The organism is Streptomyces flavotricini, assembly GCF_020639365.1.
GTDB classification, from domain to species: domain Bacteria; phylum Actinomycetota; class Actinomycetes; order Streptomycetales; family Streptomycetaceae; genus Streptomyces; species Streptomyces flavotricini.
In genome coordinates this window covers 1,893,319-1,917,021 of sequence record NZ_JAINUL010000001.1, presented here as the reverse complement: position 1 = coordinate 1,917,021, position 23,703 = coordinate 1,893,319, and the positions used below count along the sequence as shown (strand labels likewise).

The 23,703-nt window shown below is 72.1% G+C and carries 20 protein-coding genes, 1 tRNA gene and 1 pseudogene; 14 read left to right on the top strand and 8 right to left on the bottom strand.

The features are described 5' to 3' along the window. A pseudogene (locus K7B10_RS08805) lies at positions 1-201 on the bottom strand (glycoside hydrolase domain-containing protein); the annotation flags it as partial. 23 nt (positions 202-224) lie between these two features. Then, positions 225-1,907 (bottom strand): ricin-type beta-trefoil lectin domain protein, encoded by a 1,683-nt coding sequence (locus K7B10_RS08800; protein ID WP_229335453.1) that lies wholly within the window; start codon positions 1,905-1,907, stop codon positions 225-227. A 193-nt stretch (positions 1,908-2,100) separates the two neighbouring features. Here K7B10_RS08800 and K7B10_RS08795 point away from each other — a divergent pair, with 193 nt between their 5' ends. Together K7B10_RS08795 and K7B10_RS08790 are read left to right on the top strand one after the other, a co-directional pair. Next, positions 2,101-2,745: a TetR/AcrR family transcriptional regulator gene (locus K7B10_RS08795; protein ID WP_229335452.1), complete on the top strand. Its 645-nt coding sequence runs from the start codon at positions 2,101-2,103 to the stop codon at positions 2,743-2,745. A gap of 13 nt (positions 2,746-2,758) precedes the next feature. Beyond that, complete coding sequence (locus K7B10_RS08790; RefSeq protein ID WP_229335451.1) at positions 2,759-3,697, top strand: serine/threonine dehydratase; 939 nt, start codon at positions 2,759-2,761, stop codon at positions 3,695-3,697. A gap of 93 nt (positions 3,698-3,790) precedes the next feature. Here the strand turns inward: K7B10_RS08790 and K7B10_RS08785 are convergent, their stop codons facing one another. Further along, positions 3,791-4,246: a VOC family protein gene (locus K7B10_RS08785; protein ID WP_229335450.1), complete on the bottom strand. Its 456-nt coding sequence runs from the start codon at positions 4,244-4,246 to the stop codon at positions 3,791-3,793. A 63-nt stretch (positions 4,247-4,309) separates the two neighbouring features. Next, a complete protein-coding gene (locus tag K7B10_RS08780) occupies positions 4,310-4,762 on the bottom strand; it encodes a universal stress protein (RefSeq protein ID WP_229335449.1) in 453 nt (150 codons plus the stop codon). A gap of 195 nt (positions 4,763-4,957) precedes the next feature. On the opposite strand from K7B10_RS08780, the gene K7B10_RS08775 reads away from it, so the two are divergent. Further along, a complete protein-coding gene (locus K7B10_RS08775) occupies positions 4,958-5,317 on the top strand; it encodes a hypothetical protein (protein WP_229335448.1) in 360 nt (119 codons plus the stop codon). A gap of 192 nt (positions 5,318-5,509) precedes the next feature. Here K7B10_RS08775 and K7B10_RS08770 read toward each other — a convergent pair. Next, positions 5,510-5,585: transfer RNA gene (locus K7B10_RS08770), tRNA-Cys, on the bottom strand. Between the two features lie 362 nt (positions 5,586-5,947). On the opposite strand from K7B10_RS08770, the gene K7B10_RS08765 reads away from it, so the two are divergent. The 4 genes from K7B10_RS08765 to K7B10_RS08750 are packed head-to-tail and all read left to right on the top strand — an operon-like array spanning position 5,948 to position 12,131. Further along, positions 5,948-7,282 (top strand): ABC transporter substrate-binding protein, encoded by a 1,335-nt coding sequence (locus K7B10_RS08765; RefSeq protein ID WP_229335447.1) that lies wholly within the window; start codon positions 5,948-5,950, stop codon positions 7,280-7,282. Continuing rightward, the gene (locus K7B10_RS08760; RefSeq protein WP_372481387.1) at positions 7,279-8,217 is read left to right on the top strand and encodes a carbohydrate ABC transporter permease; all 939 of its coding nucleotides are present in this window, start codon (positions 7,279-7,281) and stop codon (positions 8,215-8,217) included. Before K7B10_RS08765 ends, K7B10_RS08760 begins: the two co-directional genes overlap by 4 nt. 56 nt (positions 8,218-8,273) lie before the next feature. Then, entirely contained in the window at positions 8,274-9,044 is a 771-nt protein-coding gene (locus K7B10_RS08755) for a carbohydrate ABC transporter permease (RefSeq protein ID WP_372481543.1), read from the top strand. Positions 9,045-9,101: 57 nt separating this feature from the next. After that, on the top strand, positions 9,102-12,131 hold the full coding sequence (locus K7B10_RS08750; protein WP_229335444.1) for an alpha-mannosidase: 3,030 nt from the start codon (positions 9,102-9,104) through the stop codon (positions 12,129-12,131). Positions 12,132-12,209: 78 nt separating this feature from the next. On the opposite strand, the gene K7B10_RS08745 is transcribed toward K7B10_RS08750, so the two are convergent. Continuing rightward, positions 12,210-12,842: an alpha/beta fold hydrolase gene (locus K7B10_RS08745; RefSeq protein ID WP_229335443.1), complete on the bottom strand. Its 633-nt coding sequence runs from the start codon at positions 12,840-12,842 to the stop codon at positions 12,210-12,212. A gap of 211 nt (positions 12,843-13,053) precedes the next feature. On the opposite strand from K7B10_RS08745, the gene K7B10_RS08740 reads away from it, so the two are divergent. The 6 genes from K7B10_RS08740 (at position 13,054) to K7B10_RS08715 (ending at position 19,040) form a co-directional block, all read left to right on the top strand. Next, positions 13,054-13,713, top strand: coding sequence for a DUF4328 domain-containing protein (locus K7B10_RS08740; protein WP_229335442.1), 660 nt, complete (start codon positions 13,054-13,056; stop codon positions 13,711-13,713). A gap of 91 nt (positions 13,714-13,804) precedes the next feature. Next, positions 13,805-15,838, top strand: a complete 2,034-nt coding sequence (locus tag K7B10_RS08735) for an NADPH-dependent 2,4-dienoyl-CoA reductase (RefSeq protein WP_229335441.1) — start codon at positions 13,805-13,807, stop codon at positions 15,836-15,838. 17 nt (positions 15,839-15,855) lie between these two features. Next, positions 15,856-16,728 (top strand): alpha/beta fold hydrolase, encoded by an 873-nt coding sequence (locus K7B10_RS08730; protein WP_229335440.1) that lies wholly within the window; start codon positions 15,856-15,858, stop codon positions 16,726-16,728. Between the two features lie 42 nt (positions 16,729-16,770). Further along, positions 16,771-17,184 carry a PaaI family thioesterase gene (locus K7B10_RS08725; protein ID WP_030870303.1) on the top strand — a complete coding sequence of 138 codons (414 nt, stop codon included), beginning with the start codon at positions 16,771-16,773 and terminating at the stop codon, positions 17,182-17,184. Positions 17,185-17,190: 6 nt separating this feature from the next. Next, entirely contained in the window at positions 17,191-18,495 is a 1,305-nt protein-coding gene (locus K7B10_RS08720; protein WP_229335439.1) for an MFS transporter, read from the top strand. Positions 18,496-18,596: 101 nt separating this feature from the next. Continuing rightward, positions 18,597-19,040: an SRPBCC family protein gene (locus K7B10_RS08715; protein WP_229335438.1), complete on the top strand. Its 444-nt coding sequence runs from the start codon at positions 18,597-18,599 to the stop codon at positions 19,038-19,040. Positions 19,041-19,062: 22 nt separating this feature from the next. Here K7B10_RS08715 and K7B10_RS08710 read toward each other — a convergent pair whose 3' ends face one another. Together K7B10_RS08710 and K7B10_RS08705 are read right to left on the bottom strand one after the other, a co-directional pair. Then, positions 19,063-20,616: an alpha/beta hydrolase gene (locus K7B10_RS08710; protein ID WP_229344858.1), complete on the bottom strand. Its 1,554-nt coding sequence runs from the start codon at positions 20,614-20,616 to the stop codon at positions 19,063-19,065. Positions 20,617-20,797: 181 nt separating this feature from the next. Continuing rightward, a complete protein-coding gene (locus tag K7B10_RS08705) occupies positions 20,798-21,214 on the bottom strand; it encodes a hypothetical protein (RefSeq protein WP_229335436.1) in 417 nt (138 codons plus the stop codon). A gap of 156 nt (positions 21,215-21,370) precedes the next feature. Here K7B10_RS08705 and K7B10_RS08700 point away from each other — a divergent pair, with 156 nt between their 5' ends. Continuing rightward, positions 21,371-23,527, top strand: a complete 2,157-nt coding sequence (locus tag K7B10_RS08700) for a SpoIIE family protein phosphatase (protein WP_229335434.1) — start codon at positions 21,371-21,373, stop codon at positions 23,525-23,527. The last annotated feature ends 176 nt before the right edge of the window (positions 23,528-23,703 follow it).

The window sequence follows — 23,703 nt, the reverse complement described above, 5'->3', positions numbered from 1 at the left end:
GCCCGGAGCGCCCGGCCGCGCCGCGGCGGCCCCCCGCGCGTCGCTGCGTACGGCCGCCGGAGCGGGACCTCGTACGCCTGCCACGTCGGCCGGGCCGGCCAGTGCGGGGGAGCCGGCGCCGAGCAGGGCCACCAGTGCGGCGAGGGCGACATGGCGGCGCAGCCGCGCGCGCGGTCGGCGCCGGGGAGGGAAGTTCGTCATCCGATGAGTCACCGATCCGGGTATCAGACGGGCAGGGACCAGGCCTGGTCGACGCGGTGGTCGCCGCAGTCGGTCAGGCGCAGCCGCTCGGCCGGGGCGTCAGGGGTGGCGGCCGCGGCGGGTGCCGTCAGGCACAGCCCGCTCACGGACTCGACCAGCGCCCCGTCCCGGCGGTGCGTCCAGCGCCGGCCCGGCTCACCGGACGCGCAGGCGGCCAGTTCCACCACGCCGCCCTCGCCCGCCGACAGGCACTTGCCGGTCAGGCGCACGCTCGACTCCGGCCCGAGCACCCAGCGCTGGTCGCCGGCCGCGGTGCACGGCGCAAGGACCAGCGCGCCCACCCCGGTGGTGTTGACCCCGTCCACGCACTGGGCGCCGTTCCCGGTGATCTGCCCGGTCGGCCGGGCCTCGCCGCAGCCCTCGTGCGGGGTGAGCCGGAAGACCGCCGTGTCGTGCGCGGCCACCCTCCCGGTCAGGGAGGTCGAGACCTCGGTGCTCTTGCCGCTCCACAGGTCCTTGGCGTCGACCGTGCAGGAGTACAGGCCGACGTCGGTGAGCGGTACGGAGATGTCCCGCGCGCTGCCGGAACGGTTGAGCACGGCGACGGCGCGGTCCCCGTTCGCCAGCGGCCGGGCCAGCACCTCGAAGGTGGCGTTGGCGGAGAGGACGGCGCCCTGGCGGCCCATCGGGTCCTGGTCCAGGGCGATCAGGTCGCGGTTGCCGAGGGCGGCCAGCCCCGCCGGGGTGAGCTCGGAGACGTCGGAGGACAGGATGAACGGGGCCGCCATCATCGCCCACAGGCCCACCTGGCTGCGGCTCTCGGCCTCGGTGAGCCCGGGGGCGCCCGCGATCAGGAAGTCGGGATCGTTCCAGTTGCCGGGGCCCGCGTACCGGCCGAGCCAGCGGTTGTAGCCGTAGTTGCCGAGCACCGAGCTCCACCGGGAGGTCGCGGGCGCTGCGGCGTTGTAGACCTTGATGTCCTTGCCCTCGCGCCACAGCTGGCCGGTCTCCCCGACCCAGCCGATGACCTTGTGCCAGTCGGAGCCTCCCCACTCGCCCTGCTGGAAGTAGGCGGGGGCGGAGGCCGAGAGCACCATGGCCCGGCCGCTCGTCCGCAGGGCGTCGGCGACCGCGTTGTACGCGTCGCGGTACGCCTGTTCCTTCGTCTTCCCGGGCGGCACCCACAGGTTGCAGCCGTCCATCTTGACGTAGTCGACCTTCCACGACGCGAACTGCCGGGCGTCCTGGGCGTAGTGGTCCGGGCCGCCGCCGTCGGGGGAGCCGCTGCCGGGGTAGCGCTCGCAGGTGAGGGAGCCGGCGTCCTCGTAGATGCCGAACTTCAGGCCCTTGGCGTGCAGGTACTCGCCGAGCCAGGCCATGCCGCGCGGGAACTTCTGCGTGTCGACGACCAGGCTGCCGTCCGCGTCCCGGCTCTTGGTCATCCAGCAGTCGTCGACCGTCACCGTGTCGTAGCCCTTGGCGGCGAGGCCGCTGGAGACGAGTGCGTCGGCGTTCGCGACCACCTTGGCCTCGTCGATGTCGCACATGTAGTGCGCCCAGTTGTTCCAGCCCATGGGCGGGGTGAGCGCGAGCGGGGCGTCGGAGGTGGCGTAGGGCTCGGCCGCGGCGGGGGCGGGGGCGAGGCAGAAGGCGAGCAGGGCGGCCGCGGTCAGACAGGGGAGCGACGCACGCAGGCGAGGCGGCACGGAGACTCCTTGAGGTGGGGGGCGTACCCGTGGGGCTGCAGTGCGCTCAGTGCAGCGGTGCGACTACCCTCTGTCAACATAAGTCGATGGTTATGGCTCAATGACCAGCAATATGGCCGTAGTCGACGTCACACGATCGGGGAGTCCAGGGGTCGATACGCCGTATGTGCCGATGGCTGATACGGTGTATCTCATGCCGAGGAGATCAGAGGCCCTGGACCGTGCGACACCCGAGGCGATCGCCGTCGCCGCCCTGCGCCTCATCGACGAGGAGGGGCCGCACGCCCTGAGCTTCCGCGCCCTCGCCGAACGGCTCGAGGTCTCCCACGCCACCGTCCAGCGCCGCTGCACCGACCTCGCCGGGCTCCTCGACCTCTGCACCGAGCACCTCGCCGGGCAGCTGCCCGAGGTTCCTGCCGGGACCGGCTGGGCCGAGGCCACCGAACTGCGGTTCACCGCCCTGTACCGGCTGCTCGTCGCGCACCCCGGGCTGCTGGTGCTCCGCGGTGGCCGCCCCTGGCTCGGCCGCCAGCTGCTGGCCCGGCTGGTCGAGCCCGCGCTCGCCGACAGCGTGGCCGCCGGGATGACCGCGGCCGAGGCGATGACGGCGTACCGCCGCATGTACCTGCTCACCCTCGGCAGCGCCGCCTTCGTCGACCACCGGGATCCGGCCGGAGCCACCGCCGCCTCGCGGGCGGCCCTGGCCGCGCTGGACCCCGAGCGGTTCCCCGTGCTCGCGGGCGGGCTGGCCGACGTACTGCCCGCCCTGACCGACCACGAGGTGTACCACGGCGCGCTGCGCCAGCTGATCGAGGCCAACCGGCCTGCCACCGCCTGAAGGGAGCTCCATCGTGGAACAGCAGCTCGACTACGCCGCCGTGCGCGCCGCCGCCGACCGGACGGCCGGTTCGGTCCGCCCCGTCGCCGTCGTGCCCGCCGCCGGGGGCCTCTGGTACGCGCTGGAGTACCTCCAGCACACCGGGTCCTTCAAGGCCCGCGGCGCCCGCAACTTCCTGGCCGCCCACCGCGACGCCGGGACCCTGCCGGAGGCGGGCGTCACCATCGCCTCCGGCGGCAACGCGGGCCTCGCCTGCGCCTGGGCGGCCCGCGCGCAGTCCGTGCGCGCCACGGTGTTCCTGCCCGCCAACGCGCCGCGGGTGAAGGTGGAGAGGCTGCGGGGGTACGGGGCCGACGTGCGGCTCGTGGGCGACCGGTACGCCGAAGCGCTGGCCGCGTGCGAGGAGTTCGCGGCGCGGAGCGGTGCCCTGAGCAGCCACGCCTACGACCACCCGCTCATCGCGGCGGGCGCCGGTACGTTGCTGGACGAGATCCGGGCCGGGCTGCCGGGGCTGGACACCGTGGTCGTCGCGGTGGGCGGCGGCGGGCTGTTCGCCGGGGTCGCGGCCGCGGCGCGCGAGCACGGCGTACGGGTCATCGCGGCGGAGCCGGAGAACTGCCGGGCCCTGAACGCGGCCCTGGAGGCGGGCCGGGTGGTCGACGTGGCCGTGGACTCGGTCGCCGCCGACTCGCTGGGCGCCACCCGGGTCTCGGCGGCCGCTCTGGCCGCCGCGCAGGAGGAGAACGTACGGTCCGTCCTGGTCCCGGACCCGGCGATCACGGCGGCCCGGCGCGCGCTGTGGGAGGAGCACCGGATCGTGGTGGAGGCGGGCGCGGCCACGGCCCTGGCGGCCGTCCGGACCGCCCGGGAGCCTTTGGGTGAGCGCGTGGCCGTCGTCCTGTGCGGCGCGAACACCGATCCCGCGGACCTGACGGCCGAGCCGGCGGCTTGAACCCGCCCCTCCCGGGGCTCCGTCCGCCCCGAGGCGGCGGAACCGGTCGCGGCCGTGAACGAGCGGCTGTGACCGGCACCGCCGCAACGGCCCTCAGACGACGTCGAATTCGTTGCCCTCGGGGTCCTGCAGGGCCGCGGCGTAGAACCCCGTGTCCGGCTCGTCCTTGATCCGCAGCACGGTGGCCCCGGCTTCGACCAGCCGTTCCACCGTGGCCTTGACCCGTTGTGCGCGGACGTCCGGCGGGACGTCACGGCCCCCACCGACCTTGAGGTCGAAGTGCCACCGGTTCTTGACGGCCTTCGGCTCCGGGACCTGCTGGAACCACACCCGCGGTCCGCGTCCCGCGGGATCGATGATCGACTCCGGAACGTCCCCGGCCCCGGCCGGCAACTCCGCCTCGGGCACCCCCACCGCCGCCCAGTGGGCACGCCACGTGGCGTGCCCGCCCGGCGGAGGCTCGGGCACGTAGCCCAGGGCCTCGGCCCAGAAGGCCACCATTCTCTGCGGATCGGAGCAGTCGATCGTCAGCTGCACTGTCATCTCCATGCCCGGAGCATCCCAGGCGGGTCCGACAGGCGGTCCACTGCGCAACGGGCCCCGGTCCTCGGCCTAGTCCTCGTCCTCGCCCTCGCGGACCACCACCACCGTGCTCGCCGCGTACTGCACCACCTGCTGGCTCACCGAGCCGAGCAGGACGCCCTTGAAGCCGCCGTAGCCCCGGGTGCCGACGACCGTCAGGTCCGCCTCCTTGGAGGCGTCCACGAGCACCTGGGCCGGTGAGCCCTGTTCGACCCGGCGGAAGACGGGTACGCCGGGGGAGGTGCCGACGGCGGAGGCCACGGTGTCCGCGAGGCGCCGGCGGGCCGTCTCCTCCGCGTCCACCAGCTCGTCGGGGGTGCCGGTGCCCACGGCGAACGGATTGGTGTTCCACTCCCAGCTCATGACGGCGTGCACCCGGCCGCCGATGGCCTTGGCCTGGGCCACGGCCCAGCGCAGGGCTTCCTTCGAGTGGTTCGAACCGTCCACGCCGACGACGATCAGAGGCTCGATGGTCTCACTCATGGTGGAATCCTCTCGTTTCATCCGTATCGTCCTTGCTTCGCCTCTTGTATACACGGATGAGGGGGGCCGACCTCGAACGGCGACGATCGTTGCGGGCGCCGAAGACTTTGGAGGACAGCGCGCGGTACGGCCGGCTTGCGAAGGTCTGGGTGTCAGTGAGATCGGCGGGGTTCGGCAAGGTACGGAGGAACGGACGTGGCGCAGCACAAGGGCTGTCTCATCGGCTGCGGGGTGGCGTTGGTGCTCGGCATCGCGGCTGTCGGGGCGCTCGTCTTCGGGGTCGGGAAGGTCGTGGACGCCGCGGGGAAGACGATGCTCGAACCAGGTGTCTACCGGTCCGTGAACGTCGGCGACCCGCAGGACGCGGTCCGCGCCAAGATGCCCTCCGGGGACAGCTTCATCAAGAACGCCCTGAAGGCGGGCGGCCCGGCCGAACCCGAGGGCAGCGTCTGCTCCTGGTACATGTCGGCCGAGGACAGTGAGGGGGAGACGGTCTACCGCTTCTGCTTCAAGGACGGAAAACTCGCCGAAAAGGTCGAGTACCGGATGAAGTAGGGGGATCGGCGGCCGACCGGAGCCGCGCGACCGGGCAGGCCGCGCCTGGTGACCATCGACGCGACGGCATGCCGCAGGAGGCCGGCCGGGGGTCCGGGGCGCGCCCCGTGACGGCCTCCTCCGGCGCGCGCTCCAGGAGGGCGGCGCCCTCGGCACGCCACCGCGCGCCGTGAGCGTCGGCGTCGGGTTCCATGGCCGGCGTGGCAGGTTCTGCCCCTGCGCCCTCCGACTGTGCAGGCCGGTGCTCTGGCTGCTGAGCTACACGCCGTGTGGGGCGGAGCCGACCATCCGAAGGCGGCGCGCGCAACAGGGTTTTGGGCCGGTGTCAGGTAAAGCGCATTAGTGCGGGGCTGTTGCAGCGCCGGTAAACAGTCAACATCCGGCGCCGGGCGGGCGTTGTTATGGAATCGATATCGCGTTGCGACGGGTCAGAACTAAAGCGCATTAGTGCAGGTTGTCGCGGTGTTGACTCAGGCGGTTCCCTCTGCCTGTACGGCCCCTGTCGCCATTCGGGACCCACCGGTACCCGCCCATCCCGACTTCGGCCGCATTGACGCGATCTGGATTTGGGGTCAGCGTGGGCTGCGCGCTCCGGCAGTGAGGCCGGAACTCCCCCTGAAGGTGGCGACGATGACCCGTTCGAACGCGACCCGCACAGCCGTCGCCACGCTCGTGGCCGGCACGTTCCTCTCGGTCTCCGCCTGCGGCGTGAGCGGTGGCGCCGCGGACGTGCGGCAGGGCGAGAAGACCGGCGAGGTCGCCGGCGAGATCACCTTCCGCACCCTCCAGCTCAAGCCCAAGTTCACGGCGTACGTGCAGGGCGTGATCGACGCCTTCGAGAAGAAGTACCCGGGGGCGAAGGTCAGATGGGAGGACGTCCCCGGCGACGGCTACAACGAGAAGCTCGTCGCCGACGCCCAGGCCGGCGCCCTCCCCGACGTGGTCAACCTCTCCACCGACTCCTTCCAGCTCCTCGGCGACCGCGGCCTGCTCGCCGACGTCGCGGGGCTCGACCCGCAGGTCGCCGGGGAGTACGTCCCCGGGGCCTGGGAGCAGTTCAAGCTCCCGGGGAAGGGCGACGGCGTGTACGCGTATCCCTGGTACGTGACCCCGGAGATCCTCACGTACAACAAGGAGCTCTTCGAGAAGTCCGGCCTCGACCCGGCGCAGCCGCCGACCAGCGTCGAGCAGTTCTTCGACTACGCCGACAAGATCGCCGCCGTGTCCGGCGGCCGGTACTCCGCCTTCATGGCCGACCCCAAGGGCCGCCTGCCCGGGGACTGGCAGAAGATGGGCGTACCGATCCTGAATGAGGCGCAGGATCGTTTCGTCTTCGACACCCCCAAGGCCGTCGAGTGGGTCCAGCGGATGAAGGACCTGTACGCCAAGGGCGCCATGCCCAAGGAATCCCTCCTCAAGTCCGACGACATCAACCAGCTGTACGGCGGCGGCAAACTCGTCTTCGGCCCCGGCTCCCCGGGCTTCGTCAAGGACATCAAGCAGAACGCCCCGCAGATCTACGCCGGCACCCAGGTCGCCGGCGCCGTCACCGGCAAACTCGGCCACATCGGCATCTACGCCCAGTCGCTCGGCATCAAGAAGGACACCAAGCACCTCGACGCGGCCACCGAGTTCGCGAAGTGGGTGACCAACGGCCCCAACCAGGTGGAGTTCTCGAAGAACGCGACCATCTACCCGTCCAACGCCCGGGGCCTGGCCGATCCGCGGTTCGCGGACCGGGGCGACGGCAAGGACGCCGAGACGGTCGCCCGGGCGGTCGGCGCCGAACAGCTGGCGAGCGCCGCACTCGACGCCAACACCCCGGTCCAGTGGACCAACCAGGTCGGCGACGCGGTCGTCCGCGAGATGCAGAAGGCGATCCAGGGCGAGCAGGATCCGCAGACGGCCGTACGCAAGGCCCAGGAGGAGGCGAACCAGCTGCTCGCCAAGTCGGCGCGGAAATGACCGCCGACGCCGGACGACACCGCCGCAAGGCCCTCGCGGCCATGGAGGCCGAGACCGGGCTGGTCCACCGCCGGTGGTGGACCCCTTACCTCTTCCTCGCCCCCGGCCTGGTGATGGTGGCCCTCTTCAGCCTCTGGCCGTTCGTCAACACCGTCATCCTGTCCCTCACCGACGCCCAGATCCTGCGCGGCGGCACCTTCGTCGGCCTCGACAACTACACCCGGGCCTTCGCCGACCCCGACTTCTGGACCGCCACCGGCAACAGCGTGCTGTACCTCGTGGTCGTCGTGCCCTGCCTGGTCCTGCTGCCGCTCGCACTCGCCGTGCTCGTCCAGGCCGAGATCCCCGGCATCGGGTTCTTCCGCTCAGCCTTCTACACCCCGGTGATCGCCTCCGCCGTGGTCGTCGGCCTGATCTGGCAGTGGGTGTTGCGCAGCGACGGGCTCGTCAACACCGTGTTCCGCAAGCTGAGCATCGTCTCGGAGCCGGTCCCGTTCCTGACCGACAGCACCATGCTGCTGGTCTCCGCCATGATCGTGACCGTGTGGAAGGGCCTCGGCTACTACATGGTGTTCTACCTCGCCGCGCTCGGGAACGTGTCCCCGTCCCTCCACGAAGCCGCAGCGCTCGACGGCGCCGGCCCCGTACGCCGCTTCTTCAGCATCACCGTCCCCCAGGTGAAGCCGATGATGCTGCTGGTGGGCACCCTGTCGGCCATCTCCGCGCTGCGCGTCTTCACCGAGATCTACATCCTGGGCGGTGAGAGCGGCGGCCCCGGCGGCGGCGCCCGCACCCTGCCCTTCCTCATCCGGCAGGTCGGCCTCGGCTTCTCCGGCGAGACCGGCTACGCCTCCGCCCTCTCGATCCTGCTGTTCCTGTTGACCCTGGTCTTCAGCCTGCTGGGCCGCCGCCTGTCGAAGGGGGACGAGAGTTGACCGCCGCCCCCCGCGGGCGGCTCCGGCTCGCCGTCCGGTACGCCACGCTGGTCCTGATGCTCGTCGTGATGCTCGGGCCGATCGTCTGGCAGTTCCTGACCTCGATCCGCGGCCGCACAGAGAACGTGTACGACGGCGTGCTGCCCGCGCGGCCCACCCTCGACAACTACGTGCTCGTCGCCGACTCGTTCCCGCTGCTCCAGTACGTCGGCAACACGCTGGTCGTGGCCGTCCTCGCGATCACCTCGAACATGCTCTTCTCGGCGATGGGCGGATACGCCCTCTCCCGGGCCGGGTGGAAGGGCCGCAAGTCCGTCTTCACGGTGCTGGTGGCCACCCTCATGTTCCCCTTCGAGTCCGTGATGATCTCGATGTTCCTGACGGTCCGGGAAATGGGCCTGGTCGACACGCTCGTCGGGGTCTGGCTGCCCGGAGCGGTCTCCGTACTCAACATCATGATCATGCGCTCGGCCTTCCTCGCCGTGCCCAAGGAGGTGGAGGAGTCGGCGGTCCTCGACGGTGCCGGTGAATGGACCCGGTTCACCCGGCTCTTCCTCCCCGCCGCCAAGGGGGCCCTGGCCGTCGTCTGCATCACCAGCTTCATGGGCGCCTGGGACGATTTCCTCTGGCCGCTCCTGGTCCTCACCAACAGCGACCACTACACCCTCCAGCTCGGCCTGAAGACCCTGGCCGGCGCCACCACCACCAACGACCAGCGCATCATCGCCGCCGGCGCGATGGCGGCGCTCCTGCCGATCATGCTGCTCTTCTTCGCCCTCCAGCGTTTCTTCTTCAAGGGAGTGGGCGAGGGAGCCGTCAAGACCTGAGCCCCGCCCACCCCCTCCTGCCGTCATACGAACCCTCCCTCCCTTGGAGCAGCCGTCATGCACGACGACCGCAGCATCACCGAACACCGCCTGCGCAGGGTCCTCAAGGAGCGCATCAAGCCCGCCGTCCACTCCCGTCGGGTCCCGCTGGAGATCGGGCGCTGGGAGGCACCGGGCGAGCCGGTGCCGGTCGCCGACGGGCTGGCCGCCCCGTACGAGCCCTGCGCGGTGGGCGAGGCGTGGGGCCCGGCCTGGGGCACCACCTGGTTCAAGGTCACGGGCAGCGTCCCGGCCGACTGGGCGGGCCGTACGGTCGAGGCCGTCCTCGACCTCGGCTTCGACCGCATGATGCCCGGCTTCCAGTGCGAGGGACTCGTCCACCGGGCCGACGGCGGCGAGGTCAAGGCGCTGAACCCGTACAACGACTGGGTGCGCGTGGCCGACTCGGCGGCCGGCGGCGAACAGGTCGAATGGTATGTGGAGGCCGCCTCGAACCCGGTCCTGGTCGACCACGCGGCGACCTACGAGGGGGACCGGCAGACCAGTGGCGACCAGCCCCTCTACCGGCTCGCCCGGATGGACCTCGCCGTCTTCGAGACCGAGGTCTGGGAACTCGTACAGGACCTGGAGGTTCTGTACGACCTGATGACGCAGCTCGACGAGGCCGACGCGCGGCGGTACGAGATCCTGCGCGCGATCGACGCGGCCCTCGACGCGGTGGACCTCGGCGACGTCCCCGGGACGGCGGCCGCCGCCCGCGCACGCCTGACCGGCGTGCTCGCCGCGCCCGCGCGCGCCTCCGCCCACCGGATCAGCGCGGTCGGCCACGCCCACATCGACTCCGCCTGGCTGTGGCCGCTGCGCGAGACGGTCCGCAAGGTCTCCCGGACCACGTCCAACATGGTCGCCCTGATGGACGCGCACCCCGACTTCGTCTTCGCCATGTCGCAGGCGCAGCAGCTGGACTGGATCAAGACCCACCGGCCCGAGCTCTTCGAGCGGATCAAGAAGAAGATCGCGGACGGGCAGTTCGTGCCGGTCGGCGGCATGTGGGTGGAGTCCGACACCAACATGGTGGGCGGCGAGGCGATGGCCCGTCAGTTCCTTTACGGGAAGAAGTTCTTCCTGGACGAGTTCGGCATCGAGACCCACAACGTCTGGCTCCCCGACTCCTTCGGCTACACCGCCGCGATGCCGCAGATCGTGAAGCTGTCCGGCTCGAAGTGGTTCCTCACACAGAAGATCTGCTGGTCGCAGGTGAACGCGTTCCCGCACCACACCTTCTGGTGGGAGGGCATCGACGGCACCCGTGTCTTCACCCACTTCCCGCCCGTCGACACCTACAACAGCGACCTCGGCGGTGCGCAGTTGGCGCACGCGGCATCCAACTACCGTGAGAAGGGTCGGGGTTCGCGCTCCCTGGTGCCCTTCGGCTGGGGCGACGGCGGCGGCGGCCCCACCCGCGAGCACCTGGCTCGGGCCCGGCGCCAGCGGGACCTCGAAGGCTCCCCGCGCGTGGAGATCGAGCGGCCCGACGCGTTCTTCGAGAAGGCGCACGCCGAGTACGCGGACGCGCCCGTCTGGGCCGGCGAGCTGTACCTGGAACTGCACCGCGGCACGTACACCTCGCAGGCCAAGACCAAGCAGGGCAACCGGCGCAGCGAATCGCTGCTGCGCGAGGCCGAGCTGTGGGCGGCGAGCGCCGCGGTCCGGGTGCCGGGGTACGCGTATCCGTACGAGGACCTGGAGCGGATCTGGAAGACCGTGCTGCTCCACCAGTTCCACGACATCCTCCCCGGATCGTCCATCGCCTGGGTGCACCGCGAGGCGCGCGCGACCTACGCGCGGGTCCGGGAAGAGCTGGGCGGCATCACGTCGGCCGCGCACTCGGCCCTGGCGGGGGAGGGCACCGAGGAGCTGGTCTTCAACTGCGCCCCGCACGCCCGGCGGGGCATCCCGGCGGGCGGCGCGGGAGTGCCTCGGGCGGCCGCCGGGCAGCAGCCGGTCACGGTGGAGGAGCGGCACGGCGGCGGGCACGTCATCGCCAACGGGCGGCTGCTGGTGGAGATCGACGGACGCGGGCTGATCGTGTCGGCGTACGACCTGGAGGCGCGCCGGGAGGCGCTGGCCCCGGGGCAGGCCGCGAACCTGCTCCAGATCCACCCCGACTTCCCCAACATGTGGGACGCGTGGGACATCGACGCGTTCTACCGCAACAGCGTGACCGATCTGGTCGAGCTGGACGCGCTGGAGGTGGCGGATGCCGGCCCGGAGGCGGTCACGGTCCGGGTCTCCCGCTCCTTCGGCCGCTCGGCGGCGGTCCAGTCGATCACGCTGCGGGCGGGGGCCAAGACGGTGGACATGGTCACGGAGGTGGACTGGCACGAGACGGAGAAGTTCCTGAAGGCCGCCTTCCCGCTGGACGTGAAGGCCGAACGGTCCGCCTCGGAGACCCAGTTCGGACACGTGTACCGGGCGACCCACACCAACACCTCCTGGGAGGCGGCCAAGTTCGAGATCTGCGCGCACCGCTGGATCCACGTGGCGGAGCCGGGGTGGGGGACGGCGATCCTCAACGACTCCACGTACGGCCACGACGTGACCCGCGACGTGCGACCGGACGGGGGTCAGACCACCACGGTCCGCCTCTCCCTCCTGCGGGCCCCGCGCTATCCGGACCCGGAGACCGACCAGGGCGGCCACACCCTGCGGTTCTCCCTCGCACCGGGGGCGGAGATCGCGGACGCGGTACGCGAGGGCCACGCGCTGAACCTTCCGGAGCGGGTGGTCCAGGGGGCGGCCCCGGTGACCCCGCTGCTGGCCGTGGACAACGACGCGGTCGTGGTCGAGGCGGTCAAACTGGCCGAGGACCGCGGCGGCGACGTGATCGTCCGCCTCTACGAATCCCGCGGCGGCCGCGCGACGGCCCGCCTGACGGCGGATTTCCGCATCACGCAGGCATGCGAAACCGACCTCCTGGAACGCCCCCTGCCGGGTCCGGCGGTCGCCGCTCCCGCGGCGGACGGCGCGGTCGCCCTCACCCTGCGCCCCTTCCAGATCGTCACGGTCCGGCTGCGCCGGGCCTGAGCGATCGCGGCGGCGGAACCCGGCCCGGGCCGTGTCTTGTGGACCATGCCGGGCTCGCCCTGATCCACAAGGCACGGCCTACGTGGGCCCGGGTTCCGCCGTCCGGTCCTGCGCGAGGAAGTCCGTCACCGTCCGCGTGAACTCCTCGGGCGCCGCGGCGTGGATCAGGTGGCCGTACGGGAGGGTGATCAGCCGGGCGTCCGGGATGCGGGTGGTGATCTCGTCGAAGGAGGCCGCCGCGAGGTGACTCGCGGGGCCGCCGTGGATGACGAGTGTGCGGGCGGTGATCCGTCCCAGGGCGGTCAGCCAGGCCGGATCCGGGCGGTCCAGCTCCGGCCTGACGGCGAGCACCATCGCCCAGTCGAAGTCCAGGTCCCCCTCGGGTCGTACGGGGGCGGCGGACGCGCGGGGAAGCGGAGCGGGGGCGTCCTCCAGGACGAGGCGGCCGATCCGGTGCGGCCGCTCCGCCGCGACCAGGTACGCGACCACGCCGCCCAGCGAATGCCCGACCAGGTCGACGCGGTGCAGCCCCAGGGCGTCGAGGAAGCCCAGGACGTCGTCCCGCATCAGCTCCAGCGAGTACCGCGCCGGCCGCTCGCTCAGACCGTGCCCGCGCAGGTCAAGGGCGTACACCCGCCGATCGCGCGCGAGCGCGTCCCGTACGGGGGCCCAGTCCTCGGCGCGCTCGCCCAGCGCGTGCAGCAATACCACCGGCGGGGCGTCGCCCCGTGTGCCCGCCGCCTGTTAGGCCAGCCGGATTCCGTCCACGGCCAGGGTGAGGTGTTCTGCCACCCGGCCGAGCGTACGTGCCGGCGCACGGGGCGACGTGGACGGGGTGGTGCCGGTGGCGTAAGTTCCTGACTGCCCGCCCGCGTCGGCGGGCCTTTTCATGCCACCGTGCGCCCATGGGGGGTTCCTCGTCATGTCCTTCGGCACCAGATCGCTGCCTCCGCTCGGCGCGCCCCCGGCGCGCTCGCTGCTCCGCTCGCCCCGGGCGCTGGCCTCGGCCCTGACCGTGCTGCTGGGGGTGTGCGCGGCGACCCGGCTGCTCCTGTTCGCCGCCGACGCCGCCCGGTACCCGGCCCTCGACGGCGCCCGGGACGCGGATCCGTCGGGGCGGCTGTTCGCGGTGGCCACCAGCCTGTCGCTGCTGGCGATGCTCCCCACGGCCGTGGTGTTCGTCGTCTGGTTCCACCGGGTCCGGGTGAACGCGGGAGTCTTCGCCCCCGAGCTGTTCCGTCGGGGCCCGGGCTGGGCGATCGGGATCTGGTTCATCCCCTTCGTGGGCTGCACCTTCCTCGCGTACGGGATCGCCACCGGCGTGTGGGCGGCCAGTGCGCCGAAATCCCCCCGCGCCGCCGCGCCCGTCTCCACGGCTCCCGTCGCCGCCTGGTCCGTCTCCTTCGGCGCGGCGATGCTCGCCTCGCTGGTCTCCAGCCGGATGGGCGCCGCCGCCGAGGCGCCGGCAGGGCTGCGCGCCGCCGCGCTGGTCGCCATGGCGTCCGACCTGCTCTTCGCCGTGGCGGCCGGCTTCGCCGTCGTCTTCGTACGGAAGGTCTCGGCCATGCAGGCGCGGGCGTGAACTCCGCCACTTGGTTATGCACCTAGTTGCACAATCGGGCCCTCCTCGCCTAGAACAGGTCCATCACCCCCGTGCGAGGAGGCACACCCCAATGAGCACGCAGAGTTCCCAGAGCCGGTACCCGCATCTGCTGAGCCCCCTGGACCTCGGCTTCACCACGCTGCCGAACCGCGTGATCATGGGGTCGATGCACACCGGCCTCGAAGAGCACCAGGGCGGCTTCGAGCGGCTCGCCGCCTTCTACGCCGAGCGCGCCCGCGGCGGCGCCGGCCTGATCGTCACCGGCGGCATCGCCCCCAACGACGCCGGCCGCCCCTTCGAGGGGGGATCGCGCCTCACCACCGAGGACGAGGCCGCCGAACACCGGGTGATCACCGAGGCCGTGCACGCCGAGGGCGGGAAGATCGCGATGCAGATCCTCCACTTCGGCCGCTACGCCTACCACAAGGACCTGGTCGCCCCCACCGCCCTCCAGGCCCCCATCAGCCCCTTCGTTCCCAACGAGCTCAGCGACATCGAGGTCGAGCGCACCGTCGAGGACTTCGTCCGCGCCGCCCGCCTCGCCAAGCTCGCCGGCTACGACGGCGTCGAGATCATGGGCTCCGAGGGCTACCTGATCAACGAGTTCATCGCCGCCGCCACCAACAAGCGCACCGACCGCTGGGGCGGCGCGTACGAGAACCGCATGCGCTTCCCGCTGGAGATCGTCCGGCGCACCCGCGCGGCCGTGGGCGAGGACTTCATCCTCATCTACCGCCTCTCCATGCTCGACCTGATCCCCGGCGGCTCCACCCTCGACGAGGTCGTCCGCCTCGCCAAGGAGATCGAGGCGGCCGGCGCCACCATCATCAACACCGGCATCGGCTGGCACGAGGCCCGCATCCCCACCATCGCCACCTCCGTACCGCGCGGGGCCTACACCTGGGTCACCAAGCGGCTGATGGGCGCGGTCTCCGTCCCCCTCGTCACCAGCAACCGCATCAACACCCCCGAGATCGCCGAGGAACTGCTCGCCGACGGCCGCGCCGACCTCGTCTCGCTGGCCCGCCCCTTCCTCGCCGACGCCGACTTCGTGGCCAAGGCCGCGGCCGGCCGCGCCGAGACCATCAACACCTGCATCGGCTGCAACCAGGCCTGCCTCGACCACACCTTCAGCGGCAAGATCACCAGCTGCCTGGTGAACCCGCGCGCCTGCCACGAGACCGAACTCGTGCTCTCGCCCACGCGGTCGAAGAAGCGCGTCGCCGTCGTCGGCGCCGGTCCGGCCGGCCTCGCCTGCGCCGTCTCCGCCGCCGAACGCGGCCACTCCGTCACCCTCTTCGAGGCCTCCGGCCACATCGGCGGCCAGCTCGACATCGCCCGCCGCATCCCGGGCAAGGAGGAGTTCGAGGAGACCATCCGCTACTTCGGCACCCAGCTCGCCGCCCGCGCGATCGACGTCCGGCTGAACACCCGCGCCGACGTGGAGACCCTCCAGGGCTACGACGAGGTCGTCGTCGCCACCGGTGTCACCCCCCGCACCCCCGACATCGAGGGCGTGGAGCGCGCCAACGTCGTCAGCTACCTCGACGTGCTGCGCGACGGCGCCCCCGTCGGCGAGCGCGTGGCCGTCGTCGGCGCCGGCGGCATCGGCTTCGACGTCGCCGAGTTCCTCACCGACAGCGGCGAGGGCGCCTCCCAGGACCCCGAGACGTACTTCCGCCACTGGGGCGTCGACACCGCGTACGCCGGCCCCGGCGGCCTCACCGCCCCCGAGCGGCCCGCGCCCCCGCGCCAGGTCCACCTCCTCCAGCGCAAGACCACCAAGGTCGGCGCGGGCCTCGGCACCACCACCGGCTGGATCCACCGCGCGGAGCTCAAGCACCGCGGTGTCGTCTCCGTCGCGGGCGCCACGTACGACCGCATCGACGACGAGGGCCTGCACATCACCGTCGACGGCGAGCAGAGGCTCGTCCCCGCCGACACGGTGGTGCTCTGCACCGGCCAGGAGCCGCGCCGCGACCTGTACGAGGCCCTGCTCGCGGCCGGCGCCCGGCCGCACCTGATCGGCGGCGCGGACGTGGCCGCCGAACTGGACGCCAAGCGGGCGATCCGCCAGGGTACGGAACTGGCAGCCACCCTCTGACCGGTCCGGGAGCCACGATGTTCACGTTCGACAGCAGTGACGGCACCACCGTGACCGTGCACACGTGGCTCCCCGGCCCGCGCCCCGGCGGCGGGCCGGCCGGCCCCGAGCCGCGGGCGATCGTCCTGATCGCCCACGGCATGGGGGAACACGCCCTGCGGTACGCTCCGTTGGCCGGTGAACTGACCGCGCGCGGCTACGCCGTCTACGCACCCGACCACCGGGGCCACGGCCTGACGATGAACGCCGGGCCCGGCGTGCTCGGCGAGAACGGCTGGCAGCTGCTGGTCGACGACCTCGCCGCGCTCTCCGAGACGGTCCGCGGCCTGCACCCCGGGACACCGCTGGTGCTGCTCGGCCACAGCCTCGGCTCCTTCGCCGCGCAGCACTACCTGCTCGACTGGCCCGAGCACGCCGACGCCGTCGCGCTGTACGGCACCACCGCCGTGGACCGGATGTTCCTGCGGGTCGCGGAGGCCGGCGCGGATCCGCTCGTCGCCTTCAACGCGCCGTTCGAGCCCGCCCGTACACCGGCGGACTGGCTCAGCCGGGACGAGGCCCAGGTCGACGCGTACCTCGCCGATCCGCTCTGCGGCTTCGCGATCGACGACCGGGCCATGGGGGAGCTGTACGAGGCCGCCTCGACCCGGCTGCACGACCCGGCGGGAGCTCCGCACGCCGTCCCGCTGTACGTGGCCGTCGGCTCGGCGGATCCGCTCAACCACGGGCTGGAGCTCAGCGATCTGGAGGTCGAGCGCTACCGCGCGGCCGGCCACCCGGACGTCGAGTACCGCACCTACGAGGACGCCCGACACGAACTGTTCAACGAGACGGACCGGGACGAGGTCGTCGCCGACCTGCTCGGGTGGCTGGAACGCGTAGTGCGCTGAAAGGTGTTGTGGCGGCCGTGGGCGGGCCGCCACAATCTCCGGGTGACCTTGACACCCGCGGACGCAGACAAGATCCTCGCCGACAACTTCGCCCCCTGGGTGCTCGCCCTCGGGCTGACCGTCCAGGAGACGGGCGAGCGGCACGCCGTGCTGCGGTTGCCCTGGTCCGAGGAGCTGGCCCGGGACGGCGGCGGCATGTCCGGCCAGGCCCTGATGGCGGCCGCCGACACCGCCACCGTCATCGCGATCTCCGCGGCGCGCGGGGCGTACGGGCCGATGACCACGGTCCAGCAGTCGACCAGCTTCCAGCGGCCGGTGGTCGCCGCGGACGTGCTGATCGGGGTCCGCGTGACCAAGCTCGGCAAGCGCATGGCCTTCGCCGACATCACGATGACCCCCGAGGGCGCCGAGGAGCCGTCCGCGACGGCGTCGACGGTCTACGCCCTGCTGGGCTGAGCCGGAGTGCCGGCACCGGTCCACCCCCCCTCGCTCCGGCGCAACCGCGACTTCAACGTCTTCTGGCTCGGCCAGGCGTTGTCCGTGCTCGGCGGGTCGATCTCGCTGCTCGCGCTGCCCCTGCTGGTCTTCGAGGCCACCGGGTCCGTGGTACAGATGGGCCTGATCACGGTCATCTCGGGGGTCGGCACCATCGTGACCGGTCTGTTCGCCGGGTACGTGGTGGACCGGACGGACCGGCGCCGCCTGATGATCGCCTGCGATCTCGTACGGGCGCTGCTGCTGGGCGCGGTCCCGTTCGTCTGGCTGGCCGGGCCGCGGATCTGGGTGCTGTACGTGCTGACGGCGCTGGTCACCACCTTGAAGACGCTGTTCGACGTGGCGTACGTGACGGCGGTGCCGAATCTGGTCCGCGCCGAGCACCTGATCACCGCCAACGGACGGCTGACGGCGACCTTCGCCTTCGGGACCCTGTGCGGTCCGGCCGCGGCCGGGTTCATCGCGGCCGGAGTCGGACCGGACTGGGCCCTGGGGGTGGACGGGGCGACCTTCCTGGTCTCGGCCGTGAGCCTGCGGTGGGTGGCCTTCGGGCGGGAGGGCACCGCCGGACCGGTGACCGCGGAGACGGGCGTCTCCCAGGCCGGGAAGCTGCGCGAGATGTTCCTCGAAGGGTTCCGCTTCCTGTGGGCCCATCCCGTGCTGCGGGCACTGACCGTTCTGCTCACGCTGCTGACCTTCGTCACCATGGGCGCCACCGACCTGCTGGTCTTCCGGATCCGGCACGACCTCGGGCTGGGCGCGGCCACCGTCGGCTACGTCATCGCCGTCAGCGGCCTCGGCGTGGTCGGCGCGGCCTTCGCCGCCGCCCCGCTGCGCCGGACCTTCGGGTTCGGCTCCTGCTGGCTGGGCTCGGTGGCCCTGATTGGCGTGGCGATGGCGGTGACGGGCGTCAGCGGCAGCCTGCCGGTGATCGCCGCGGCGGCCGCCGTGTTCATGTTCGGGCTGACCCTCGGCGCGGTCTGCTCCCTGACCCTGCGCCAGGAGGTGACCCCGGATCCGCTGCTCGGGCGGGTCACCTCCGCCTTCTGGACCGTGCACGGCGCCTCGGGGCCGGTGGGCGCGGCCGCCCTCACCCTGCTGGCCGGCCGGCACGGGGTACCGGCGGTCAGCGTGGGCGCCGGGGCGTTCTGCCTCGCCATCGTCGGAGCGGGGCTGCTGACGCCGCTGCGGGGGAGCCGGGCCGGGCGCGCCCGGACGCCGGACACCGCGCGGGACGCGCTCAGCGGCCCCCGGCGGTCCTCACGCCGGTGAGGCGCTCCGCCTCGGACCGGAGCCCGCGCGGCCCGTGCGGCGCGCGCAGGAGGCCCGGTTCTGCGATCGTGGATCGCGGGGGAGTGTACGGAGGAGCAGTCGTGTCCGGACAGTTCGAGTCGACCGTCGAGATCGACCGACCCATCGGGGAGGTCTTCGCCTACCTGGCCGACGGCCGCAACGACCCGCAGTTCAGCCCGAGGGTCCAGGAGATCACCAAGACGCCCGACGGCCCGACCGGTGTGGGCACGGTCTTCCGCAGCACGGTGAAGGACGCCGGGATGAAGACCGGCCGCGAGTTCCGCATCACCGGATTGGAGCCGCAGAAGCTGATCCGCTGGACGGAGCAGAGCAGGAACCTGGTCACCGCCGAGGGCGGGTACGACTTCGAAGCCCTCCCCGGCGACCGCACCCGGGTCCGCATCTTCAACACCCTCGAAGGACACGGACTGGGGAAGCTGCTGGTGGGCCTCGCGCTGAGCGCGGCCCGCAAGGACGCGCCCGACTTCGGCCGCCGGATCAAGGCCGCCGCGGAGGCGGCCTGACCGGCGGCCGAAGCCCGCGGGATCAGAACCTCCCGTCGCCGAGGACCGGGAAGCGCTGCGGAGACTGCGGGGCGATCTCGGAGCGGCGCTCCTGCGCGCCCGGCGCCGTCCGGCAGGTCACGTCCCGGGCGGGCAGCTCGCCCGTCGTCAGGTAGGAGTTGACCGTGGCGTTGGCGCAGGAGTTCGGGTCGGCGAGGTACACGCCGTGGCCCTCACCGCCCATCGCGAGCACCATCCGCGAGCCCTTGAGCGCCTTGTGCAGGCCCTGGCCGCTGACCAGCGGGGTCTGGGAGTCCCACTCGTTCTGCACGGTCAGCACGTTGGTCTTCGTCTTCATGGCCGTCGGCGGCTCGATGGGCCGCTGCCAGTAGGCGCACGGCTTGATGTTGGACGCGAAGTCCCCGTACAGCGGGTACCTGGCCTTGTCCTTCGCGGCCTCCCGCTGGTACTGCTCCGGGTAGCGGGGCCATTCCGTGTCCCCGCACACCACGGACCAGAACACGGCCGTGCCGTTGTCCGACGCCGGTCCGTCGGCAGGCTTCAGCAGCTTGCGCTGGGGCTCGGTCAGCCGGACGGGCTTGCCGTCGGCGGCGTCCTTCAGCGACTTGACCAGGGGGGCCGCCTGCGAGGGGTAGAAGAACAGGGCGCGCGCGGTGCGGATGTCATCGCCCGTGAGCTTCGTGCCCTCGAACTCGATCGGCTCCCTGTCCGCCCGGGCCACGAGGTCCCAGAAGGTCTTGGAGACCGCGTCCGGGGTGTCGCCGAGCCCGTAGTCGGCCGAGCGCTCGGCCGTCCACTGCGTCCACCGCTTGAAGGCGGGCTCCGCCTCGGTCGCCCACACCTGGATCATTCCCCGCCAGATGCGCTGCGGGTCCACGCCGCTGTCCAGCACGAAGCGGTCGCTGCGCTCGGGGAACATCTGCGTGTACACCGCGCCCAGGTACGTGCCGTACGAGTAGCCGACGTACGAGATCTTCTTCTCGCCCAGCGCGGCGCGGATCGCGTCCATGTCGCGCGCGGTGTTCCGCGTGGTGACGAAGGGCAGGATGGAACCGGACTTCTCGCGGCACTTGTCCGCGACGGTACTCGCCCAGGCCACGTCCGCCGGGAAGGTCTCCTCCTTGTACGGCCGGTCGATGTTCTGCTCGGCGTCCGTCAGCCCGCAGGTGATGGGCGTGGACGCGCCGACCCCGCGCGGGTCGAAGCCGATCAGGTCGTACTGGTCGCGCACGTCCTTCGGCATCAGCTCGTTCATCATCAGCGGCAGATCGAGCCCACCGCCGCCCGGCCCGCCCGGGTTGAGCAGCATGGCGCCGTGCCGCTTGGCCGGGTTCTCGCTCTTGATCCGCGATATCGCGAGGTCGATCGTGCGGCCCTGCGGGCGCCGGTAGTCGAGCGGGACCTTGATCGTCGCGCACTCGTACGAGGCGGGCTGATCGGCGCTGCAGCGCTGCCACGCCGGCTTCTGCGGCGTGTACTCCGCGGCCGGGGCGGCCGAGGCCTGCGTCGCGGAGAGCAGCGGGACACCGGTCGCGACGAGACCGGCGGCGGCGAGCATGGGTGCGAGGCGTTTCATTTTCACGAAGAGCCGTTTCCTTCCGTGAATGCGATGGCCTCACCACCTTGTTGTACGAAGGCCCCCGTGCGAATCATCCCGAAGGGCCGGTGTGCATGCGCCTCACGAACGAGCTCAAATCCGGACAACTGGCCGACACGCCACAGGAACTGATGTCACGGCGGAAACCGTATCCGCCGGTTCAGGCACCGCCGCCGATGCGCTCGATGGCGACCATCGCCGCGTCGTCGCCCAGACTCCCGCACGGGGAGTGCGCCAGCAGGTCCGCGCACAGGTGGCGCAGCAGGGCCTCCGGACCGTCCCCCGGCCAGGCCAGACGCAGCGGGTCCATCCGGCCGCGGAGCGGTCGCAGGGCGACCTCCTGAGCGGCCTCGGCGACCGAGCGCAGCTGCGTCAGCTGTTTCTCGTGAACCTCGCGCAGGTGTGCGAAGAGAGTGACGAAGATCGAGATCAGGATCAGCGCGAAGGGGACCGCCGGGAGGGGGCAGGCGCGGTTCGCCGACGTGGCGACGGCTCGGATGCGGCGGCCGGTGGTCCATGACTCCTGAATGCACCGCGCCCATTTTGGCCGCGCACCGGCCGCGCACCGGCCGCACACCGGCCGCGCTCCGTCGTACGGCGGTATCGGGGGGCGGTTGCGCTGCCGGTCCGCGGGAGTGGGGGGAGGATGGGAGCACCCCGGCGCGGACCCGGGGCGCGGAGACCGAGCGGGCCGGTGCACCCCTGCGGCAGCGGACGGGAAGGAGCGGCCGGCATGAGTACGGCGGACCCCTCCCCGGCCGACCCTGACCCGGAGCGCCCGGACCCGGAACCCGACCACCCGGACCACCCGGACCCGGAGTCCTCCGGTGCCCTCTCCGTCGACCCCGCCACCGGGCCCGGCCTCCTCGACGTGCTCGGCGTCGCGGGTGTGGTCCTCGACGGGGAGGGACGGATCGCACTGTGGAGCCCGCAGGCCGAGGAACTGTTCGGCTACACCCCGGGCGACGCCCTCGGCCGCTTCGCGGCGCAGCTGCTGGTCGACGAAGAGAACCTGGCCACGGTCCTCTCCCTCTTCGAGGAGGTGATGGCCGGCACGGGCTCCTGGGCCGGGGCCTTCCCCGTACGGAACAAGGACGGCACCACCCGCCTGGCGGAGTTCCGCAACATGCGACTGGAGGACGGCGAGGGGCGCCGCTACGCCCTCGGCATCATTTCCGACCAGGCCACCCTGCGGCGTGTGGAACGCGACCTGGCCCTGTCGACGCGGCTGGTCGCGCAGTCCCCGATCGGTCTGGCCGTCCTGGACACCGATCTGCGCTACGTCCTGGTCAACCCGGCCCTGGAACGGATCAACGGGCTGCCCGCGGCCGGACACATGGGCCTCCACGTCCACGAGGCGCTGCCGCACGTGGACGCCGCGTCCATCGAATCAGCCATGCGCGACGTCCTGTCCACCGGCCGGCCGCAGCTGAACCGGTTCACCACCGGCCGTACGCCGGCGGACCCCGATCAGGACCACGCCTGGTCCCTCTCCCTCTACCGGCTGGAGGACCCGGCCGGGCGGCCCCTCGGCGTCGCCGCCTCCATCGTCGACGTCACCGAACAGCACAAGACCTCGATGGCCGTCGCCCTGGCCCGCCAGCGGCTCGCCCTGATCGCCGACGCCTCCGTACGCATCGGCACCACCCTCGACCTGTGGGTCACCGCGCGCGAGCTCGGCGACATCGCGGTGCCGCAGCTCGCCGACCTCGCCACGGTCGACATCCTCGACGCCGTCCTGACGGGCGAGCACCCGCCCGGGGCCCCGACGGACGAGAGCGTGCGGTTCCGCGCCCTCGCCGTCAAGGCGGCCCGCCCGACCCCCGCCACCCTCGCGGCCGACCAGGTGGGCACGATCGCCCGCTACGACACCACCCGCGTGGTCACCCAGTGCGTACGGGCCGCCCGCCCCGTGCTCGTCGCGAGGGTCACGGAAGCCGAGCTGCCCAGCGTCGCCCGGGACGCCGAGGCCGCGACCCTCCTCGCCGCGGCCGGGCTCCACTCGTACCTGGCGGTGCCGCTGATCGCCCGCGGCGAGGTCATCGGCGCCCTCGGCCTCCAACGCACGGACAATCCGCTGCCGTTCGACCAGGACGACGTCCTGCTCGCCAGCGAGCTCGCGGCCCGCGCCGCCGTCTGCATCGACAACGCCCGCTGGTACCAGAAGCAGCGGCACGCGGCCCTCGCCCTCCAGCGCCACCTGCTGCCCCACAGCCCCACCCCCACCCCGGGCCTGGAGATCGCCTACCGCTACCAGCCCGCCGAGGCGGCCGGCGAGGTAGGAGGGGACTGGTTCGACGTGATCCCGCTGCCCGACGACAAGACGGCCCTGGTCGTCGGCGACGTCATGGGCAGCGGCATCAACGCCGCCGCCACCATGGGTCAACTGCGCACCGCCGCCCGCACCCTGGCGGAGCTGGACCTCGACCCGGCCACCGTCCTGACCCGGCTCGACCACACGGCCACCGGGCTCGGGCACACCATGGCCACCTGCGTGATCGCCGTCTACGATCCGCACCGCAACCAGTGCCGCATCGCGACCGCCGGCCACCTGCCGCCCGTACGGACGAGCCCCGGTCGGCAGCCCGAACTGCTCGACCTGCCGACGGGCGCGCCCCTGGGGGTCGGCGGTGTGCCCTTCGAGGCCACTGCCCTGGACCTGGACGTCGGCGACCAGCTCGTCCTCTACACCGACGGGCTCGTCGAAACCCGCGACGAGGACATCGACATCCGCCTGCAGGTGCTCACGTCCCTGCTCCGCGACCCCGCCCGTCCCCTTGAGGAGACCTGCGACCTGCTGCTGGCCGAACTGCGCCAGCCGGGCGACCGCGACGACGTGGCCCTGCTCGTGGCCCGCACCCGCCCGGTGCCCACGGCGCCCGAGAGCTAGCGCCCGCGAACGGTACCAGCCTTTCAGGGCGTTGACCGGATGTTTGTCCATTCGTGATGGTCCTTCCAAACGGGCACCACAACTGGCACTAGCGTCCCGTGGCACCCGGGGAGCGCGGGTGCATTGGACACGGGCAACTGCTGGAGCCCGAGCCTGCGCACCCCCTCCCGGTCCAC

Excerpts from the sequence above, each read along its gene's own strand:
- K7B10_RS08765 (WP_229335447.1), top strand. The coding sequence starts at position 5,948 with ATGACCCGTTCGAACGCGACCCGCACAGCCGTCGCCACGCTCGTGGCC.
- K7B10_RS08710 (WP_229344858.1), bottom strand. The coding sequence starts at position 20,616 with ATGAAACGCCTCGCACCCATGCTCGCCGCCGCCGGTCTCGTCGCGACC.
- K7B10_RS08795 (WP_229335452.1), top strand. The coding sequence starts at position 2,101 with ATGCCGAGGAGATCAGAGGCCCTGGACCGTGCGACACCCGAGGCGATC.
- K7B10_RS08735 (WP_229335441.1), top strand. The coding sequence starts at position 13,805 with ATGAGCACGCAGAGTTCCCAGAGCCGGTACCCGCATCTGCTGAGCCCC.
- K7B10_RS08730 (WP_229335440.1), top strand. The coding sequence starts at position 15,856 with ATGTTCACGTTCGACAGCAGTGACGGCACCACCGTGACCGTGCACACG.
- K7B10_RS08740 (WP_229335442.1), top strand. The coding sequence starts at position 13,054 with ATGTCCTTCGGCACCAGATCGCTGCCTCCGCTCGGCGCGCCCCCGGCG.
- K7B10_RS08760 (WP_372481387.1), top strand. The coding sequence starts at position 7,279 with ATGACCGCCGACGCCGGACGACACCGCCGCAAGGCCCTCGCGGCCATG.
- K7B10_RS08700 (WP_229335434.1), top strand. The coding sequence starts at position 21,371 with ATGAGTACGGCGGACCCCTCCCCGGCCGACCCTGACCCGGAGCGCCCG.
- K7B10_RS08780 (WP_229335449.1), bottom strand. The coding sequence starts at position 4,762 with ATGAGTGAGACCATCGAGCCTCTGATCGTCGTCGGCGTGGACGGTTCG.
- K7B10_RS08750 (WP_229335444.1), top strand. The coding sequence starts at position 9,102 with ATGCACGACGACCGCAGCATCACCGAACACCGCCTGCGCAGGGTCCTC.
- K7B10_RS08785 (WP_229335450.1), bottom strand. The coding sequence starts at position 4,246 with ATGGAGATGACAGTGCAGCTGACGATCGACTGCTCCGATCCGCAGAGA.
- K7B10_RS08755 (WP_372481543.1), top strand. The coding sequence starts at position 8,274 with ATGCTCGTCGTGATGCTCGGGCCGATCGTCTGGCAGTTCCTGACCTCG.